A 17,802-nucleotide genomic window follows, 5' to 3' on the forward strand; every position below is an offset into this window, starting at 1 on the left:
GCGACACATCCAGGGTTCGCCTGTTACGGCGAGAAAGCGCGTGTCGTTGGGAGCATGAGGGCTGTGACCCAAATCACCGACCGCAGGCTCTCGTTGTCGCCCCGGCTCACCCGGATGCGCGGCCGATCACCCGGACTGGCCGCGAGCCTCCTGGGCGGCGCCCTCGCCGCGGGGCTCGGACTCGGCTCGTTCGCCGTCCTCGTCATGGTGCTGTGGATCAGCTCGCCCTACCCGGACAGCGGGCCGGGTGGAGCACTGCATGTCGCCACCGCGCTCTGGCTGCTAGCCCACGGCGTGGAGTTGATCCGCACCGACACCCTGTCCGGCCTGCCGATGCCGGTGGGGGTGACGCCCCTTCTCCTGCTCGCCCTCCCGGCCTGGCTGCTGCACCGGGCCGCGCGGGAGGCGGCCGATGCCACGTCCGGGGCGTCGCCGCGTACGGCGTGGGCCGGCGTCGTGGCCGGCTATCTGTCCGTCGGCTGGGCCGCCGCGCTGTACGCCTCGGGCGGGACGTTGCGTCCCTCCTGGACCTGGGCCGCTATCTGTCTGCCGCTGCTCGCGGTGACCGCCGCCGGAACGGGGGTCTGGACGGCGTACGGGCGCCCGTGGGGGCCGATGCCGTTCCGGAGGCAGCGGTCCGTGGGGGCGCTTCCGCTCACCGGAGTGCGTCCGGTCCTGGCCGTACGCCGTCTCGTCGCCGCGGACGACCGGGTGCTCGCCGGAGCGGCGCGGGCCGCCGCGGCCGGGGTCGCGGTCCTCGTCGGAGGCGGGGCGCTGCTCGTGGCGGCGTCGCTGGTCTGGCACGGGGACACGGCTCGCGCCTCGTTCGTCCAGCTCACCGGGGTGTGGTCGGGCCGGTTCGCCGTACTGCTGCTGTGTCTGGTCCTGGTGCCGAACGCGGCGGTGTGGGGGGCGGCTTACGGGCTCGGGCCCGGTGTCGTCCTGAGCGCCGGTCATGTCGCGGCACCGCTGACCGCGACCGTCGTCGGCGCGCGCACGTCGGCCGATCTGCTGCCGGCGTTTCCGCTGCTCGCCGCGTTGCCGAAGGCAGGTTCCGGGGCGCCGCCGACCTGGTTGAGCGGGCTGGTGCCGATGGCCGCCGCGGTGACGGTGGCGTGGTTCGTGGTGAAGGCGGGGGCCGGACGGGGGACCCCGGGCCGGGAGGAGCCCTGGCCGCACGGGCGGACGGTGGCCGTCGTCTCGCTCGCCGCCGGATGGTGCGGCATCGCGCTCGGTGTGCTCGCCGGGCTGGCCGGGGGGCCACTGGGCGTCGGCGCCCTGACCCATTTCGGGCCGGTGTGGTGGCAGGTGGGGCCCGCGACAGCGATGTGGACGGCGGTCGTCGGGATTCCCGTCGCGGTGGGTGCGTCCGAGTGGAGGGACCGGGGTCGCGGGGCGGCGAAGGGCGCCGGTGCTCTCCGGTACGCGCGCGGAATCGGGCGGACTCCCCGGCTGCGGATGCCCCGCTGGATGCCGGGGCGCAGGGGCACCCCCTCGATGCCGGTGCCGACGCCGGTTCCGATGCAGGCGTCGGCGTCCACCGCGGCTCGGGTCGAACCCGCGCTGCTGGAGTCCGTGCTTGAGGACTTCGACCCGTACGACCCCTACGACTCCTACGAGTCCAACGAGCCGTACGACTTTCTGCCGGGGGAGGCCACGGCGGCCGGGTGGCACGAGGAGACGTCGAGGGAGACCCGCTGGGAGGCCCTGAAGAAGGCGAGCGGGCACGCCGAATCAGAGGACCCGGAGTACCCGGGATACCCGGAGCGCCCGGAAGACCCGGGACACCCGGAGGACCGGGAGGGCCCGGAGGACACAGAGGACACGGAGGACTTCGAGATCCCGGCGGAGCCGGGGACTCCGACCGAGGGCGGGGCGGAGGACCCGGGTCGAAGTGGTCCGGGGAGGGGTTCGCCCCGCTGATCCGGGACCGGGTCTCGCCCCGGCTGATCTGGGACCGGGCCTCGCCTCGGCAGATCCTGCGGGGTTCCCGGGAAGGCGGGCGGCGGGCCGGCCTCCTGCCGGGCCGTGGCCCGGGCAGGAGGCGGGTCGTCAGTTGTGGGTGCCCAGCAGTCCGCGCAGATCCTTCGGGAGAAGGTCGTTGCAGGACTGCTTCGCGGCGTTCGTCAGGGCGTCGTTCGTGCAGGAGTAGTAGTCGCTGTAGACGAGGTGGGCGGTGAAGATCCCGGCGACCATCACGATGGCAAGCGACGCGGTGACCATGCCGCTCACCGCGGCGGTCATCTGGGGGCGGATGTTCGGGTCGGGCGCCGGGGCGTCCGGGTCCGGCGTGCGCGCCTTGGAACGGAGCGCGCTGCCGCCCCAGTACAGGGCGAGGGCGCCGAGCAGCAGGGCCACGTACGGCCAGCCGAAGAGCACGAAGAAGAAGGCCCACATGCCGGAGAGCAGTGCGTAACGGGCGCGGCGCTGGGCCGGGTCCGTGGGATCCCAGCGCATGCCCCCACCGGGTTTGCCGCCGGGCCCTTCGGGACCGCCCTGCCCCTGCGGCGCGCCCGGCCGGTCGCCGAAGCCGCCGCCGTTCGAGGGACCGGGCTGCCGGTCGCTCCACTGGCTGCCCCAGGGGGAGTGCCCCGGGCCCTGCTGTCCGCCCGCGCCGTTCTCGCCCGAGCCCTGTCCGTGCCCTTGTCCGTGCCGGCGCGGCTGCCAGGGCTGGTCGGGTGTCCCCTCCGGCGGCGGCGCGAACGGATTGTCGTCCTGGTTCGAGGGAGCCGACGGGCCGGACGGGGGAGTGTCGGGAGCGTCGGGTCCGCGCTCGCCCGAGGGGCCGCCGCCGCTTCCACCTGCCGAGCCGCCGCCGTTCCCGTCCGCGGAGCCGGGCCCGCCTGTGGAGCCGTCCCCGCCCGACCTCGGCGGGGTGGACGAAGGGCGCCGCTCGCGCAGCAGGAGCGGAGGGAGTCGGAGACTGCGGTCCGGCATCAGGTGAGCGTCTTCCCCTTGGTGGTTCTGGCAGGCGGCGTGTCCACACAGCTTCGCGCTCGCGACGCGCGCCCCGAGCCGGTCCTCCCGGGCTGACGCCTCGGGTCGGTCCGCCCCGGACTGACGCCCCGAGCTTCGCACTCCGGACTCGCGCCCCGAGCTTCGTACCCCCGGACAGGCGCCCCGGATGTCTCCGGAACCCGTGCCGCAGGTGGTGTCGGGGCCGTACCCCGAACGTTCGTCCTTGTCCCAGGTCAACGTCCCGCGCGCACAGGGCGTTCCCCGTGCCGGTGGTGTTCCCGGGTGCATCCTCCCCAGACGCTACCTTCCGGCCTCGCCCCCGTCCCGTGGGGGCCGCCCGGTGTGCCGGTATCGTTGCTGACGGTCGGCCGCTTCGTAGACTTCCCCGTATCCCGGGGCGCGAAGCATTCGTACGACCGTACAAACGCTCCCCCGAGAAAGGGCCCCCTCGTGGCCAAGACCAAGCGCCTCGTCGTGCTGGTCTCCGGATCAGGTACGAATCTGCAGGCACTGCTCGACGCCGTCGCGGAGGCGGGCTCAGCGGCCTACGGTGCCGAGATCGTGGCCGTCGGTGCCGACCGGGACGGCATCGAGGGGCTCGCGCGGGCCGAGCGTGCCGGGCTCCCGACGTTCGTGTGCAAGGTCAAGGACCACGGCAGCCGGGACGAGTGGGACCGGGCGCTCACCGAGGCGACCGCCGCGTACGAGCCCGATCTCGTCGTGTCCGCCGGGTTCATGAAGATCGTGGGGAAGGAATTCCTCGCCCGGTTCGGCGGACGGTTCGTCAACACCCATCCCGCGCTGCTCCCCAGTTTTCCCGGCGCCCACGGCGTCCGCGACGCGCTCGCGTACGGAGCCCGGGTCACCGGCTGCACCGTCCACTTCGTCGACGACGGCGTCGACACCGGACCGATCATCGCCCAGGGCGTGGTCGAGATCCGCAACGAGGACGACGAGAGCGCTCTGCACGAGCGCATCAAGGAAGTCGAGCGAAGGCTGCTCGTCGATGTCGTGGGGCGGCTCGCCCGCAACGGCTATCGCATTGAGGGACGAAAGGTAGTTATCCAGTGACCGCCGACAGCACAGTCACGGCCGAGAGCACCGAGGGCACCAAGCGGGTCATCCGGCGCGCGCTCGTCAGCGTGTACGACAAGACCGGTCTCGATGAGCTGGCCCGCGGGCTGCACGCCGCCGGCGTCGAGCTCGTCTCCACAGGCTCCACCGCCGCGAAGATCGCCGCGGCCGGAGTGCCCGTCACCAAGGTGGAGGAGCTGACCGGCTTCCCCGAGTGCCTGGACGGCCGGGTCAAGACCCTGCACCCGAAGGTCCACGCCGGGATCCTCGCCGATCTGCGCCTCGAGAGCCACCGGCAGCAGCTCGCCGAGCTCGGCGTCGAGCCGTTCGACCTCGTCGTCGTCAACCTCTACCCGTTCCGGGAGACGGTCGAGTCCGGGGCGACCCCCGACGAGTGCGTCGAGCAGATCGACATCGGCGGACCCTCGATGGTGCGCGCGGCCGCCAAGAACCACCCCTCCGTCGCCGTCGTCACCAGCCCCGACCGCTACGGCGACGTCCTCGCCGCGGTCCAGGACGGCGGTTTCGACCTGCACACCCGCAAGCGGCTCGCCGCCGAGGCCTTCCAGCACACGGCCGCGTACGACGTCGCCGTCGCCTCCTGGTTCGCCTCCTCGTACGCGCCGGTCGACGACTCGCAGTTCCCCGACTTCCTCGGTGCCACCTGGGAGCGCGCGCACACGCTCCGCTACGGCGAGAACCCGCACCAGCCCGCCGCCCTCTACACCTCCGGCACGGGCGGTCTCGCCGAGGCCGAGCAGCTGCACGGCAAGGAGATGTCGTACAACAACTACACGGACACGGATGCCGCGCGCCGTGCCGCGTACGACCACGAGGACCCCTGCGTCGCGATCATCAAGCACGCCAACCCGTGCGGGATCGCCGTCGCGTCGAACGTCGCCGAGGCGCACCGCAAGGCGCACGCCTGTGACCCGCTGTCCGCGTTCGGCGGCGTGATCGCGGTCAACCGGCCGGTCACCAAGGAGATGGCCGAGCAGGTCGCGGAGATCTTCACCGAGGTCATCGTCGCGCCCGAGTTCGAGGACGGCGCCCTCGAAGCCCTCACCAAGAAGAAGAACATCCGCGTGCTGCGGGCCCACAACGCCCCCGCCGCCCCCGTCGAGATCAAGCCCGTCGACGGTGGCGCGCTGCTCCAGGTCACCGACCGGCTCCAGGCCGCAGGCGACAACCCGGCCAGCTGGACCCTGGCGACCGGTGAGGCGCTGAGTCAGGGTGAGCTGGACGAGCTGGCCTTCGCGTGGCGCGCCTGCCGCGCCGTGAAGTCCAATGCGATCCTGCTCGCCAAGGACGGCGCCTCGGTCGGCGTCGGCATGGGCCAGGTCAACCGCGTCGACTCCGCGAAGCTCGCGGTCGAGCGGGCCGGCGCCGAGCGTGCCCGTGGCTCCTACGCCGCCTCGGACGCGTTCTTCCCGTTCCCCGACGGCCTGGAGATCCTCGCCGACGCGGGCGTCAAGGCCGTGGTCCAGCCCGGCGGTTCGGTCCGCGACGAGCTGGTCGTGGAGGCCGCCAAGAAGGCCGGCATCACGATGTACTTCACCGGGACGCGGCACTTCTTCCACTGAGCCGCACCCGCGCCGAGCCCGTCCGCGTACGGGATTCGGTGTGGGCGGCGCAAGCACCAGGGCCGTGTCTCCCCTGTACGGGGTGGGACACGGCCCTTGATGTGCGTGACGCGAGCGGTTCGATGAACTGTTTCGATGAACTTTTTCGATGAGCTGTTACGTGCGGTGAACCGTTCGGCGGTGCGGATGGTCCGGTGGTGCGGACGGTCCGGCGGTGCGGATCGTCCTGCGGTAGGAACGGTTCGGCGTTACGGACGGTTTCGCTGTGGGGCGGTCCGCTCAGTAGCGCGGACGGTTGAACCACGCGACGCCGGACGGCGCGATCATCGCCGCCGCCATCACACCGCCGAAGCCGATCCACAGCAGCGCGAACACCAGCGATGCGGAGGAGTTGGCGTCCGCCGCGGAGATCAGGCCGAGGACGCCGAACAGGGAGCCCAGGATGCCGTAGACCATGGTGGTGATCCGGATGCCCTGGCCGCCTCTGGTGAACTTGACTCCCAGCGTGATCGACAGACCCGCGAGGGCGAGGAAGAGCAGCGCGATCACCAGGATGATGCCCGCGGAGTCGTGGCCGAGGTCGGAGAAGCCGTTGTTGCCGAAGGTGTCCTCGCCGGCGTTGGACGCGTCGTTGATGGTGGCGGCGCCGAAGATCGCGAAGATGCCGATGAGGACCTGCACACCGGCGACGATGTAGAGCAGCACGCGGGCGGTGGTCATCAGGCCCGGCATGGTCTGCGGCATCATGGTGCCGCCCGGGTAGCCGGGGTACGCGGGCTGCTGCGGGTAGCCGTAGCCCTGCGGGGGCACGTTGGGCGGGGCCTGCGGGTACCCGTAACCGGGAACTCCCGGCGGCGCGGTGGGAGGCTGCTGCGGCGGCGGGCCGTAAGGGTTGTTCGGGTCGCCGAAACTCATGGCGGGTTTCCTCCGTTGCCTGGTGCGGGGACTACGCGCGGCACGGTTCGGAGGAATTTCTACAGAGCGGTCCGTCCCCCCGGTACTGCCCGCGACACTGTGTGCTCATCGTTCTTTAGCAGACTCTTACTTGTCCAGCGCCATTCCGTAGGTGTTGTCCAAGTGCAACATGAGTGATCATGGCCGGATACGGGCGAATCGGGCGCCGGACGACCGCTATGGCCCCGGATTGGAACCTGGACCGCGTCATCCGGGAGGATGGGGGTCATGACCGCCCAGATTCTCGATGGCAAGGCCACCGCAGCCGCGATCAAGTCCGACCTGACCGTCCGCGTGGCGGCCCTGAAGGAGAAGGGCGTCACGCCCGGCCTCGGGACGGTCCTGGTCGGGGACGACCCCGGAAGCCAGAAGTACGTCGCGGGCAAGCACCGCGACTGCGCCCAGGTGGGTATCGCCTCCATCCAGCGCGAACTGCCCGCGACCGCCACGCAGGAAGAGATCGAGGCGGTGGTCCGCGAGCTGAACGAGGACCCTGCCTGCACCGGCTACATCGTCCAGCTGCCGCTTCCCAAGGGCATCGACGAGAACCGCATCCTGGAACTGATGGACCCGGACAAGGACGCGGACGGCCTGCACCCGATGAACCTCGGGCGTCTCGTCCTCAACGAGCCCGCCCCGCTGCCCTGCACCCCCAACGGCGTCCTCACGCTCCTGCGCCGCTACGGCGTGGAGATCAAGGGTGCCGAGGTCGTGGTCGTCGGCCGCGGTGTGACCATCGGGCGTCCGATGCCGCTGCTGCTGACGCGGCGCAGCGAGAACGCCACGGTCACCCAGTGCCACACCGGTACCCGTGACCTCTCCGCGCACCTCAAGCGCGCCGACATCATCGTCGCCGCCGCGGGCTCCGCGCACCTCATCAGGGCCGAGGACGTGAAGCCGGGCGCCGCCGTCCTGGACGTCGGTGTCTCGCGCAGCGCCGAGGGCAAGATCGTCGGAGACGTCCACCCGGACGTCGCCGAGGTCGCCGCCTGGATCTCCCCGAACCCGGGCGGTGTCGGCCCGATGACCCGCGCCCAGCTGCTCGTCAACGTGGTGGAAGCGGCGGAACGCAGTGTCGGCTGACGGCAGCACCCACGAGTCCGAGGACGGCGCGGCGCGCGGCGCGCGAGGCGCCGGGACCGAGTCGGCCGTACGGGAGGCGGAGAGCGCCCTGCGCGACGCCGTCACCGGGGCGCGGGCCTCCGCGTCCACCTCTGCCTCCGCTTCCGCGGGAGCAGGGGCAGGGGGCGAGTCCGTGGCACGGGGCGCGGACGGCCGGGCCACCGAGCCCGGGGTGCGTGCCGGGGCCGCCGGGCGGACCGAGTCCGAGAAGGAGAGCGAGATCGAGGCCGAGTTGAAGACCGAGGTCGGGTCCGGGTCCGAGGCGGAAGCTGAGGTCGCGCCCGGGTCCGCGCCCGGGGCCGAGGCCGAGGCCGATGAGCTGGACGGGGCGACCGACGCGATCAGCGCGCCCGATGCCGAGGGGAGGCCGCGGCGCACCACGCGGCGCTTCCCGCTGTTCACTCGCGACACGGCACGCCCCGAAGGCGGCGGCCGGGCGGCGTCCGGGGATGCCCCGGCGCCCGCGCGTCAGTGGCCCATCCTCACCGTGCTGTCGGCCGTCGCGCTCGGCCTGCTGCTCACCGCGCTCGACGTGTTCCGCGTCGGCACGATCCTGATCGGCGCCGCGCTGCTCGCGGGTGCCGTGATGCGCTGGATGCTGCCCAGCGTGGGCATGCTCGCGGTCCGATCCCGTTTCACGGACATGGTCACGTACGGCGTCCTGGGCATCGCCATCGTGGTGCTCGCGCTGATGGCCCAGCCCAACCCGTTGCTGGAGATCCCGTTCCTCGACGACACCTTGCACTTCACGGTCCGCTGAGTCGCGGACGACCCGCGCGTGCGTGTCGGCTCGCCAACGCGTGCCGACGGCCCGTCCTCTCCTTCGGGGGAGGGCGGGCCGTGTTGTCTCACCTGACGCCCACGTGCCGGGTTCGAGTTCAGGTCGGCTTCGGCTTCGGGGATGACGGCGGCCCGTCCTCTCCCCCGAGTCAAGGACGGGCCGCTGTCGGGCGAGTGTTCCGCCCTGGGACAACCCTTGTGCACGGGAACGGGCTGTTCAACAGCCGGCAGTCCGCTGTGGCACGGAAGTGACCATTCCGCCACGGTGTGCGCGTTGTGCGACGGGAACCATCCAACTCCGGCCTGCCGACCGGTCGTTGCGGTCTGCCGTCCCGCCGTCGCCGGTGGAACACTGGACCGTGGCCCGGCGGGCGTGCAACGGTGCATGCTCCGGCTCAAATGCTCCCGTGCGCCCCCATATCGGGAACTGAGATCCTGACCGAGCGCATCCCTGTGGGTAGCCAGAACGGGGACTCGGCGGAGACGGGGGTACCCCTCCGCTCGACGCGGGGTCGAGAGCTCGGGAGCCACAACGCGGGAAACAGCTGTGCACGTACGGGGGGAAGTGAGGAAAGAATGCCTCGTTGGAAGGCGTTGCCGGATGAACTCGATCCGCAGGTCAAGGAGTTCGCCAGTCAGCTTCGACTGCTCGTCGACCGGAGCGGTTTGAGCATCGCGGCCGTGGCCGACCGCACGGGCTACAGCAAGACATCCTGGGACCGGTACCTGAACGGCCGGCTGCTCGCGCCCAAGGGCGCGATCGTCGCGCTGGCCGAGGTGACCGGGACCAGTCCCGTGCATCTGGCGACCATGTGGGAGCTGGCCGAGCGTGCCTGGAGCCGTTCGGAGATGCGCCACGACATGACGATGGAGGCGATACGAATATCCCAGGCGCGGGCTGCGCTGGGGGAGTTCGGGCCGCCTTCGACGAAGGAGAGCGGCGGGCGGCAGCGGTCGGCCCGACGGGGCGGCAGCGCGACCGCCGTGCCCGGGACCGCGGAACCGGCGGGGGGTTCGCCTCAGGCGCCGCCGTCCGGGTCTCCGTCGGTGCCGGTACAGCCGTCCGGGCGGGACGGCGGCGAAGCTTCGTCCGGAGGAGCGGCGGGCGGAACCGGCGGGGCCACCGGCCCCTCGGCCGGTGGGGCAGGACGTGCGGGCGGCAGCTGGGGGGTTGTCGCGTCGCCGTCCGACGGGGGTGGGCGGTTCGGTCCGGTGGCGCCGGTGGGGCCGCCTCGTGCGGCCGGGGGTCCCGAGCCGCAGGACGCGCGGCCCGTCGGTGCCGGGGTGGACTCCGCACGGCGGAAGCGGCGGCTGACGATGTTCCTCGCCGGGGTCGTGGGGGCGCTGGTCGTCGTCGCGGCCGCCGCCTATCTCACGCAGGGCGGGGACAAGAAGGACGCGGGCGGTACGCCGAAGACGCCGGCGGCCTCCGCCAGTGCCCAGCCCGATCTGCCGCCCGGGGTGAAGTGCAGCGGGGCCTCGTGCACCGGGAAGGACCCCGAGAAGATGGGCTGCGGCGGTCAACTGGCCAGGACCACGACCAGCGTGACGGTGCGGACCACGCTGGTGGAGGTGCGGTACAGCAAGACGTGCGGGACGGCTTGGGCCCGCATCACGCAGGCGGCCGTGGGCGACCGGGTAGAGGTGTCGTCGGGGGCCGCGGCGAAGCAGACGGCCGCCGTGGACACGGACGCGGACGCGTACACGCCGATGGTGGCGGTGAAGGACGCCGGTGACGCGAAGGCCTGCGCGACGCTGAGGTCCGGTCAGAAGGGGTGTACGACGTAGCGGGGGCGCCGGCGCTCTCCGGCGCAACTTCGGCTGCGGGGCGGGATTCAGCCCCTCCGGCGTTCGGGGAACGGGGTCCGGGGCGGCAGCCCCAGGGGTGGGAAGGGCAGGGGCGGAGGGCCGAAGAACCGCTGTGGGCGGGCCCCTGAGAAATTCCCGGCGTTGGGGGATTGAGTTGGCGCGGAGGGGGCAGGCGCAACGTACCCCCACGGGATCCGGTGCTGTCGGGGAGGGGGGAGATCCCTTTCCGGCGCCCCCGGTACCCCCTTTGGCGGTCGTCGAGTTCACCCTCTCCCGAGCCCGGCGACCGCCTTCCGGGGGGATCTGCGGGAGATCTGTGGGGTGGGCCACACGGACCCTGACGTCCGGCGTCCCGGATGCGCGATAGCCTGACGGCGGATCTCTCTTGACGCCGAGAGATCGATCATCGGAACCTTTGATCGATCATTGCGGTGGTTGCAGGGGACGATCCTGCACCCGGGGCAGGGACGCCCCACCGCCAGCTGTCATACGGAGAACGCCATGACCCGCACTCCCGTGAACGTCACCGTCACCGGCGCGGCCGGCCAGATCGGTTACGCCCTGCTCTTCCGCATCGCCTCCGGCCAGTTGCTCGGCGCGGACGTGCCGGTCAAGCTGCGCCTCCTGGAGATCACGCCGGCGCTGAAGGCCGCCGAGGGCACCGCCATGGAGCTCGACGACTGCGCCTTCCCGCTTCTTCAGGGCATCGACATCACGGACGACCCGAACGTCGCCTTCGACGGCACCAACGTCGGTCTGCTCGTCGGCGCCCGCCCCCGCACCAAGGGCATGGAGCGCGGCGACCTGCTCTCCGCCAACGGCGGCATCTTCAAGCCGCAGGGCAAGGCGATCAACGACAACGCCGCGGACGACGTCAAGATCCTGGTAGTCGGCAACCCGGCGAACACGAACGCGCTGATCGCCCAGGCCGCCGCCCCGGACGTACCCGCCGAGCGCTTCACCGCAATGACCCGTCTGGACCACAACCGCGCGCTGACCCAGCTCGCGAAGAAGACGGGCACCACGGTCGCCGACATCAAGCGTCTGACCATCTGGGGCAACCACTCCGCCACCCAGTACCCCGACATCTTCCACGCCTCGGTCGCCGGCAAGAACGCCGCCGAGGTCGTGAGCGACGAGAAGTGGCTGGCCGAGGAGTTCATCCCGACCGTCGCCAAGCGCGGCGCGGCGATCATCGAGGCCCGTGGCGCGTCCTCGGCCGCCTCGGCCGCCAACGCCGCCATCGACCACGTCTTCACCTGGGTCAACGGCACGGCGGACGGCGACTGGACCTCCATGGGTATCCCGTCGGACGGTTCGTACGGTGTGCCGGAGGGTCTCATCTCCTCCTTCCCCGTCACCACGAAGGACGGCCAGTACGAGATCGTCCAGGGCCTGGACATCAACGAGTTCTCCCGCGCCCGCATCGACGCCTCCGTCAAGGAGCTCGAGGAGGAGCGCGAGGCGGTCCGCAGCCTCGGCCTGATCTGATCCGACTGCAACCGAGCTGAGCCGGACCGACAACGGTCCGGTTCGACTCGGTCGAGTCCGTTCCGCCGCAGTACGCACCGATGCCCGGGTGGCAATCACCACCCGGGCATCGGTGCGTTCGTTCCCGGTTCGGTGGTTCGCCCGTTCCGGGTTCCGGCGCGCTTCCTGAACGAGGGCGGAGTGCCACGAGCCCGGCTCGGTGAGCGGTCATCGGGCAGGGGGGCGGCAAGGCGTACGGAAAGTACGTATCGAACGTATGTGCTTTGTCGCCATAAAGAGGGGTGCTGTTGGCGGAATTCTCACTATCGTCGTTACGTACGGTCCGCCGGGGGGGGGGCAGGGGCGCGACAGGGGTTCGGCGAGAGATGCGTCGAGATCGGGCCGTCGGGTGGGGCCGACGGGGAACGGGGGGTGACGGGATGGCGCAGAGATGGGACGCGGACCGTCGGCAATGGGTCGACGACGGTACGGGTCGGCCGGACGGCGGTGGAGTTCAGGACGGGGTCGACGCCGGCGGAGCGCCGCCGGCGGGGGAGCAGCAGTGGTGGGCGGCGGCCACGCAGGCGGGTCCACTGCGGCCTGAGTCCTATCCGCCCGGTTCCACACCACCGCAGCCGCAGGCACAGCCATTGCCGCCGCAACCGCAGGCGCAGCCATTGCCGCCGCAACCGCAGGCGCAGCCATTGCCGCCGCAACCGCAGGCGCAGCCATTGCCGCCGCAGCCGCATCCATGGCCCCAGCACCAGCAGCAGGCCCAGGCCTGGTCGCAGCCGCACCAGCAGCCGCAGACCTGGCCCGGGGGTGGCGCGACACCCGGGGGCGGTCGGGCGCCGGGGGCCGGTGACTCGCGTCGGCTGCTTCTGGTGATTGTGGCCGTGGCCGTTCTGGCGGGCGGCGTGGGCGGCGGACTGTGGGCGCTGACCAGGGATGACTCGTCGGGACACCCGAACGCGGGCACGTCCGGTCCCGCGGTGACCGTCACGGCGACGCAGCCCGGCGCGCCTCAGGACACCTCGAACGCGTCCGGCAGCGAGGGTGCCTACGCGGATCCGGCCGTGACCACCGCCCCGGCGCCGTCCCCCGGGTACAGCCGGGCGGTCGATCCGGTCGGCTACACCGTGGACGTGCCGGACGGCTGGGCGCGCGAGGAGACGCAGGGCAAGCTGGCGCCCGTCGTCACCTACACGGCACCCGGCGGCAATCGCAGGCTCATGGTGTTCGAGGTCAAGGAGACCTCCGTGACGGAGTCCTCTTCGCAGGCCGAGGGCATCGCCGAGGGGTTCAGGGGCTACCAGTACCTGGGCAGGCAGACCGGCACCGACTGGACGGAGTTCAGCTACCGCTACGACAGCAAGCAGTACGGAGCCACCCAGACCGTCGACCACCGTTTCCAGGCCGCCGACGGCACGCCGTACGCCATCATCGCGAGCGGTCCGCCGGGCGCGGACATGACCGAGCAGCTCACGACGGCCGTGAACTCCTTCTGCCCGACCGGGTTCGACTGCACGAGCCCCACCTGACGTACGAGCCCCAGCTGACGCCCGAGCTGTACTGAACGCAGGAGGCGGCCCTAGGACCTGCCCTGGTGCACGGGCGTTTCCCGCGCCCCGGCGGCGGGCAGCCGCTTCTCGAACCAGTACGCCGCGTACACGTTGTCGTCGTACCGCGGGATCTCCGTGTATCCGCACGCCCGGTACATCGCCCGGGCCTCGGAGAGCGCGGCGTGCGTGTCGAGTCGTACGACGGTGAACTCGCGCTCGGTGGCCCGTTGTTCGAGGCCGTCGAGGATGCGGCGTCCGAGGCCGAGCCGGCGGGCGGCGGGGTGCACCCACACATGGCGGATCTCGCCCACGTGAGGAGCGAGCCGGCGCAGCGCGCCGCAGCCCACGGGACGGTCCTCCTCGTAGGCGACGAGGAAGGCGCCCGCGTCCCCCGACACCTCGTGGGGCCGGACGAGGGTGCCGGGGTCGAAGCCTTCGGGGAACCGCTCGTCGATGTCGGCCGCGTAGGCGTCGAGGCAGGCGCGGGCGTCGGGGGAGGCGCCGTCGACGGTCGCGATGGTGATCGCGGCGAGCCGGAGCAGGCGGTGCGCCGTGTCGAGGGCCGCGGTCAGCTCCGCTCGCTGGGGAGCGGCGAGACCGCCGAGCAGGCCCTCGGCCAGACCGTTGGCCAGTCGGTTCTGCTCCTTGACCTCGACCTGACCGGCGGCCGTGAGGTCGGCGACCCGCAGTCTGCTGTCGCCGGGATGGACGCTCACCCGGACGAGGCCCTGTGCCTCAAGGGCCCGCATCATCCGGCTCAAGTACCCGGCGTCCAGGCCGAGTCGGGCCCTGAGTTCGCGCAGGGACGCTCCCGTCCCGCCGATCTCGAACAGCAGCCGGGCCTCGCCGAGGGGGCGGTCCTGGCCGAGGTAGTGGTCGTCGAGGACTCCGATGCGCCGGGTGAAGTAGCGGTTGAACCGCCGCAGCGCCGTCACCTGGTCCGCTGACGCTGGCTCCATTTTCCGGCTCCCTGTCCGGTGCCGTTCCATCCCGTATTCCTTTGACTTTAGTCAAAGGAAGGACGGCTGTCTATCGCCCGTTCTCGCCGCTTTTTGGCGGATTTTTCAGTGACGCGGCGCACTTTTGGTGACGGATTGTGCATGCAACCGGAGTCGGGGGGCAGGTGCTCCCGGCTCCCGGGAGTGACCCATGCGTGACACGGGGGCATCGAACAGGAACGGAAGGCAACACCGATCATGGCCGGACAGCAGGCAGAACAGACCATCCACGTGGGCGGCGAGTGGCGTGCGGCGCTCTCCGGCGCGACGCGCGAGATCATCGACCCCGCCGACGCCGAGCCGTTCGCCGTGGTCGCGGAGGGTGACGAGAAGGACGCGGACCTCGCGGTCGCCGCCGCACGGCGCGCCTTCGACGAGGGCCCCTGGCCGCACACCCCCGTCACCGGTCGTGCCGCCCTGCTGCGCCGCGTCGCCGACCTCCTCGTCCGCGACCGCGAGGAGCTCGGGCTGCTCGAAAGCCGTGACGCGGGCAAGACCCTGGAGGAAGGGCGCGTCGACATCGACTGCGTCGCCGACGCCTTCCGCTACTTCGCCGACCTCGTGGTGGGGGAGGGCGGCGGGCGCGTGGTGGACGCCGGGTCGTCCGACATCCACAGCGTCGTCGTGCACGAGCCCGTCGGCGTGTGCGCGCTGATCACGCCCTGGAACTATCCGCTCCTCCAGGCCAGTTGGAAGATCGCTCCGGCCCTCGCCGCGGGCAATACCTTCGTGGTCAAGCCGAGCGAGATCACCCCGCTGACCACCGTCGCGCTGCTCGGTCTGCTGGCCGAGGCCGGGCTGCCCGCCGGTGTCGCGGGCCTCGTCACGGGCCCCGGCCACACCGTCGGCGCCCGCCTCGCCGAGCACCCCGACGTCGACCTCGTCTCCTTCACCGGCGGCCTCGCCAGCGGTACGAAGGTGGCGCGCGCCGCCGCCGACACGGTCAAGAAGGTCGCGCTCGAACTCGGCGGCAAGAACCCCAACGTCGTCTTCGCCGACGCCTGCGCCACCGAGGAGGGCTTCGACACCGCCGTCGACCAGGCCCTCAACGCCGCCTTCATCCACAGCGGCCAGGTGTGCTCGGCCGGTTCACGGCTCATCGTCGAGGAGTCCCTGCGCGAGCGCTTCGTCGCCGAACTCGCCCGCAGGGCGGGCGCGATCCGGCTCGGCCGCGGCACCGAGGACGGCGTCGAGTGCGGCCCGCTCGTCTCCGAGCAGCAGCGCGCGAAGACCGAGGCGTACGTCGCCTCCGCGCTGGCCGAGGGCGCGGTGCTGCGCACCGGCGGCAAGCGGCCCGAGCCGTCCGGAGTCCGTCCCGCCGGCGGGTACTTCTACGAGCCGACCGTCCTCGACCAGTGCCACCGCGCCATGCGGGTCGTTCGTGAGGAGGTCTTCGGACCCGTCCTGACCGTGGAGACCTTCGCCACCGAGGACGAGGCCGTCGCCCTCGCCAACGACACCGAGTACGGCCTCGCGGGCGCCGTCTGGACCGCCGACGCCGGCCGCGCCCGCCGCGTCGCGGGCCGGCTGCGCCACGGCACCGTCTGGATCAACGACTTCCACCCCTACCTCCCGCAGGCGGAGTGGGGCGGCTTCGGCAGGAGCGGCGTCGGACGCGAACTCGGTCCGGCCGGGCTCGCCGAGTACCGCGAGACCAAGCACGTCTACCAGAACCTCGCACCGGCGCCGGTCCGTTGGTTCGCCGGCTGACTCCAGCGCCCGTCAGCCGGCCCCCCGGCTGACATCGGCACCTGTCCGTCGGTTCGCCGACCGCTTTCGGCACCTGTCCGTCGGTTCGCCGACTGCCTTCGGCGTCTGTCCCGTCGGTTCGCCGGCCGACGTCGGCACCCGTCCGTCGGTTGGCCGGCTGCCCCTCGGCGTCTGTCCGTCGGGCTTCCGCGTCGGCCCCGGCCCCTCCCCGAAACCCCATCGACCAAGGCACTTTGGAGCACCACTTCATGTCCCAGCACGAGAACACGTACGACTACGTCGTCATCGGCGGCGGCACGGCGGGCTCCGTGATCGCGTCCCGCCTCACCGAGAACCCGGATGTCACCGTCGCCGTCATCGAGGGTGGCCCCAGCGATGTCGGCCGCGACGACGTCCTCACCCTGCGCCGCTGGATGGGTCTGCTCGGCGGGGAGCTCGACTACGACTACCCGACCACCGAGCAGCCGCGCGGCAACTCGCACATCCGGCACAGCCGCGCCCGGGTGCTCGGTGGCTGCTCGTCGCACAACACGCTGATCGCCTTCAAGCCGCTCCCCTCCGACTGGGACGAGTGGGAGGCGGCCGGCGCCAAGGGCTGGGGCGCGGTGTCCATGGAGGCGTACTACGCGCGACTCCTGAACAACATCGTCCCGGTCGACGAGAAGGACCGGAACGCCATCGCGAGGGACTTCGTGGCCGCCGCGCAGTCCGCCCTCGAGGTGCCGCGTGTCGAGGGCTTCAACCGGCAGCCGTTCACCGAGGGCGCCGGCTTCTTCGACCTCGCGTACCACCCGGAGGACAACAAGCGGTCGAGCGCCTCGGTGGCGTACCTGCACCCGGTGATGGACGAGCGGCCCAACCTCACGCTCCTGCTGGAGACTTGGGCGTACAGGCTGGAGCTGGACGGAACGCGGGTCACGGGCGTGCACGTCCGCACGAAGGACGACGAAGAGGTTCTCGTCCGGGCGCGGAACGAGGTCCTGCTGTGCGCGGGCGCGGTCGACTCGCCGCGTCTGCTGCTGCACTCCGGCATCGGACCCGCCGGTGACCTGGAGGAGCTCGACATCCCGGTCGCGCACGATCTGCCGGGCGTCGGCGAGAACCTGCTCGACCACCCCGAGTCGGTGATCGTCTGGGAGACGAACGGGCCCATCCCCGAGAACTCCGCGATGGACTCCGACGCGGGCCTGTTCGTGCGCCGCGACCCGGAACAGCCGGGCCCCGACCTGATGTTCCACTTCTACCAGATCCCCTTCACGGACAACCCGGAGCGTCTCGGCTACGAACGCCCCGCGCACGGCGTCTCCATGACCCCCAACATCCCCAAGCCGCGCAGCCGCGGCCGCCTTTACCTGACCAGCGCCGACCCCGCCGTCAAACCCGCCCTCGACTTCCGGTACTTCACGGACGAGGACGACTACGACGGCCGTACCCTCGTCGACGGCATCAAGATCGCCCGTGAGATAGCCCAGGCCGAGCCACTCGCCGGCTGGCTCAAACGCGAGGTGTGCCCCGGCCCCGGCATCACGGACGAGGAGGAGCTCAGCGCGTACGCACGCCAGGTCGCGCACACCGTGTACCACCCGGCGGGCACCTGCCGGATGGGCGAACTCTCCGACGAACTCGCGGTGGTGGACCCGGAACTGCGCGTCCGCGGCCTCGACGGCATCCGGATCGCCGATGCCTCCGTCTTCCCGACCATGCCCGCCGTGAACCCGATGATCGGGGTGCTCATGGTCGGCGAGAAGGCCGCCGACCTGATCGGGGGCGGTGCGTGATGAG

General features: G+C 71.7%; 13 protein-coding genes. 10 read left to right on the plus strand and 3 right to left on the minus strand.

Annotated elements, in window-relative coordinates; genetic code table 11:
- The first annotated feature begins 54 nt into the window (after positions 1-54).
- Positions 55-1,923: a cell division protein PerM gene (locus ACZ4N5_RS31955; protein ID WP_467760512.1), complete on the plus strand. Its 1,869-nt coding sequence runs from the start codon at positions 55-57 to the stop codon at positions 1,921-1,923.
- A gap of 129 nt (positions 1,924-2,052) precedes the next feature.
- Here ACZ4N5_RS31955 and ACZ4N5_RS31960 read toward each other — a convergent pair whose 3' ends face one another.
- Positions 2,053-2,937, minus strand: a complete 885-nt coding sequence (locus tag ACZ4N5_RS31960) for a hypothetical protein (protein WP_467760513.1) — start codon at positions 2,935-2,937, stop codon at positions 2,053-2,055.
- Between the two features lie 471 nt (positions 2,938-3,408).
- Here ACZ4N5_RS31960 and purN point away from each other — a divergent pair, with 471 nt between their 5' ends.
- Together purN and purH are read left to right on the plus strand one after the other, a co-directional pair.
- A complete protein-coding gene (gene purN / locus ACZ4N5_RS31965; protein ID WP_467760514.1) occupies positions 3,409-4,029 on the plus strand; it encodes a phosphoribosylglycinamide formyltransferase in 621 nt (206 codons plus the stop codon).
- Positions 4,026-5,615, plus strand: a complete 1,590-nt coding sequence (gene purH / locus ACZ4N5_RS31970; protein WP_467760515.1) for a bifunctional phosphoribosylaminoimidazolecarboxamide formyltransferase/IMP cyclohydrolase — start codon at positions 4,026-4,028, stop codon at positions 5,613-5,615. Before purN ends, purH begins: the two co-directional genes overlap by 4 nt.
- 279 nt (positions 5,616-5,894) lie before the next feature.
- Here the strand turns inward: purH and ACZ4N5_RS31975 are convergent, their stop codons facing one another.
- Complete coding sequence (locus tag ACZ4N5_RS31975) at positions 5,895-6,530, minus strand: hypothetical protein (protein ID WP_467760516.1); 636 nt, start codon at positions 6,528-6,530, stop codon at positions 5,895-5,897.
- A 267-nt stretch (positions 6,531-6,797) separates the two neighbouring features.
- Here ACZ4N5_RS31975 and ACZ4N5_RS31980 point away from each other — a divergent pair, with 267 nt between their 5' ends.
- The 5 genes from ACZ4N5_RS31980 to ACZ4N5_RS32000 all read left to right on the plus strand — a co-directional run bounded on the left by ACZ4N5_RS31980 (position 6,798) and on the right by ACZ4N5_RS32000 (position 13,291).
- The gene (locus ACZ4N5_RS31980) at positions 6,798-7,652 is read left to right on the plus strand and encodes a bifunctional methylenetetrahydrofolate dehydrogenase/methenyltetrahydrofolate cyclohydrolase (protein ID WP_081218974.1); all 855 of its coding nucleotides are present in this window, start codon (positions 6,798-6,800) and stop codon (positions 7,650-7,652) included.
- A gap of 358 nt (positions 7,653-8,010) precedes the next feature.
- On the plus strand, positions 8,011-8,451 hold the full coding sequence (locus ACZ4N5_RS31985; protein ID WP_467760568.1) for a DUF3017 domain-containing protein: 441 nt from the start codon (positions 8,011-8,013) through the stop codon (positions 8,449-8,451).
- Between the two features lie 596 nt (positions 8,452-9,047).
- Positions 9,048-10,259 (plus strand): helix-turn-helix domain-containing protein, encoded by a 1,212-nt coding sequence (locus ACZ4N5_RS31990; RefSeq protein ID WP_467760517.1) that lies wholly within the window; start codon positions 9,048-9,050, stop codon positions 10,257-10,259.
- A 522-nt stretch (positions 10,260-10,781) separates the two neighbouring features.
- Complete coding sequence (locus tag ACZ4N5_RS31995; protein WP_467760518.1) at positions 10,782-11,771, plus strand: malate dehydrogenase; 990 nt, start codon at positions 10,782-10,784, stop codon at positions 11,769-11,771.
- Positions 11,772-12,646: 875 nt separating this feature from the next.
- Complete coding sequence (locus ACZ4N5_RS32000; RefSeq protein WP_467760519.1) at positions 12,647-13,291, plus strand: hypothetical protein; 645 nt, start codon at positions 12,647-12,649, stop codon at positions 13,289-13,291.
- 50 nt (positions 13,292-13,341) lie between these two features.
- Here ACZ4N5_RS32000 and ACZ4N5_RS32005 read toward each other — a convergent pair whose 3' ends face one another.
- Positions 13,342-14,271: a bifunctional helix-turn-helix transcriptional regulator/GNAT family N-acetyltransferase gene (locus ACZ4N5_RS32005; RefSeq protein ID WP_467760520.1), complete on the minus strand. Its 930-nt coding sequence runs from the start codon at positions 14,269-14,271 to the stop codon at positions 13,342-13,344.
- A 237-nt stretch (positions 14,272-14,508) separates the two neighbouring features.
- Between ACZ4N5_RS32005 and ACZ4N5_RS32010 the strand changes: the two genes are divergently transcribed.
- Together ACZ4N5_RS32010 and ACZ4N5_RS32015 are read left to right on the plus strand one after the other, a co-directional pair.
- Complete coding sequence (locus ACZ4N5_RS32010; RefSeq protein ID WP_467760521.1) at positions 14,509-16,020, plus strand: aldehyde dehydrogenase family protein; 1,512 nt, start codon at positions 14,509-14,511, stop codon at positions 16,018-16,020.
- Between the two features lie 248 nt (positions 16,021-16,268).
- Complete coding sequence (locus ACZ4N5_RS32015) at positions 16,269-17,798, plus strand: GMC family oxidoreductase (RefSeq protein ID WP_467760522.1); 1,530 nt, start codon at positions 16,269-16,271, stop codon at positions 17,796-17,798.
- Positions 17,799-17,802: the final 4 nt, after the last annotated feature.

The organism is Streptomyces sp. NPDC026500 (assembly GCF_055567635.1).

Bases quoted from the DNA above. Each gene is read 5' to 3' on its own strand.
- ACZ4N5_RS31955 (WP_467760512.1), top strand. From the start codon at position 55: ATGAGGGCTGTGACCCAAATCACCGACCGCAGGCTCTCGTTGTCGCCC.
- ACZ4N5_RS31960 (WP_467760513.1), bottom strand. From the start codon at position 2,937: ATGCCGGACCGCAGTCTCCGACTCCCTCCGCTCCTGCTGCGCGAGCGG.
- ACZ4N5_RS31975 (WP_467760516.1), bottom strand. From the start codon at position 6,530: ATGAGTTTCGGCGACCCGAACAACCCTTACGGCCCGCCGCCGCAGCAG.
- ACZ4N5_RS31980 (WP_081218974.1), top strand. From the start codon at position 6,798: ATGACCGCCCAGATTCTCGATGGCAAGGCCACCGCAGCCGCGATCAAG.
- ACZ4N5_RS31990 (WP_467760517.1), top strand. From the start codon at position 9,048: ATGCCTCGTTGGAAGGCGTTGCCGGATGAACTCGATCCGCAGGTCAAG.
- ACZ4N5_RS31995 (WP_467760518.1), top strand. From the start codon at position 10,782: ATGACCCGCACTCCCGTGAACGTCACCGTCACCGGCGCGGCCGGCCAG.
- ACZ4N5_RS32005 (WP_467760520.1), bottom strand. From the start codon at position 14,271: ATGGAGCCAGCGTCAGCGGACCAGGTGACGGCGCTGCGGCGGTTCAAC.
- ACZ4N5_RS32010 (WP_467760521.1), top strand. From the start codon at position 14,509: ATGGCCGGACAGCAGGCAGAACAGACCATCCACGTGGGCGGCGAGTGG.
- ACZ4N5_RS32015 (WP_467760522.1), top strand. From the start codon at position 16,269: ATGTCCCAGCACGAGAACACGTACGACTACGTCGTCATCGGCGGCGGC.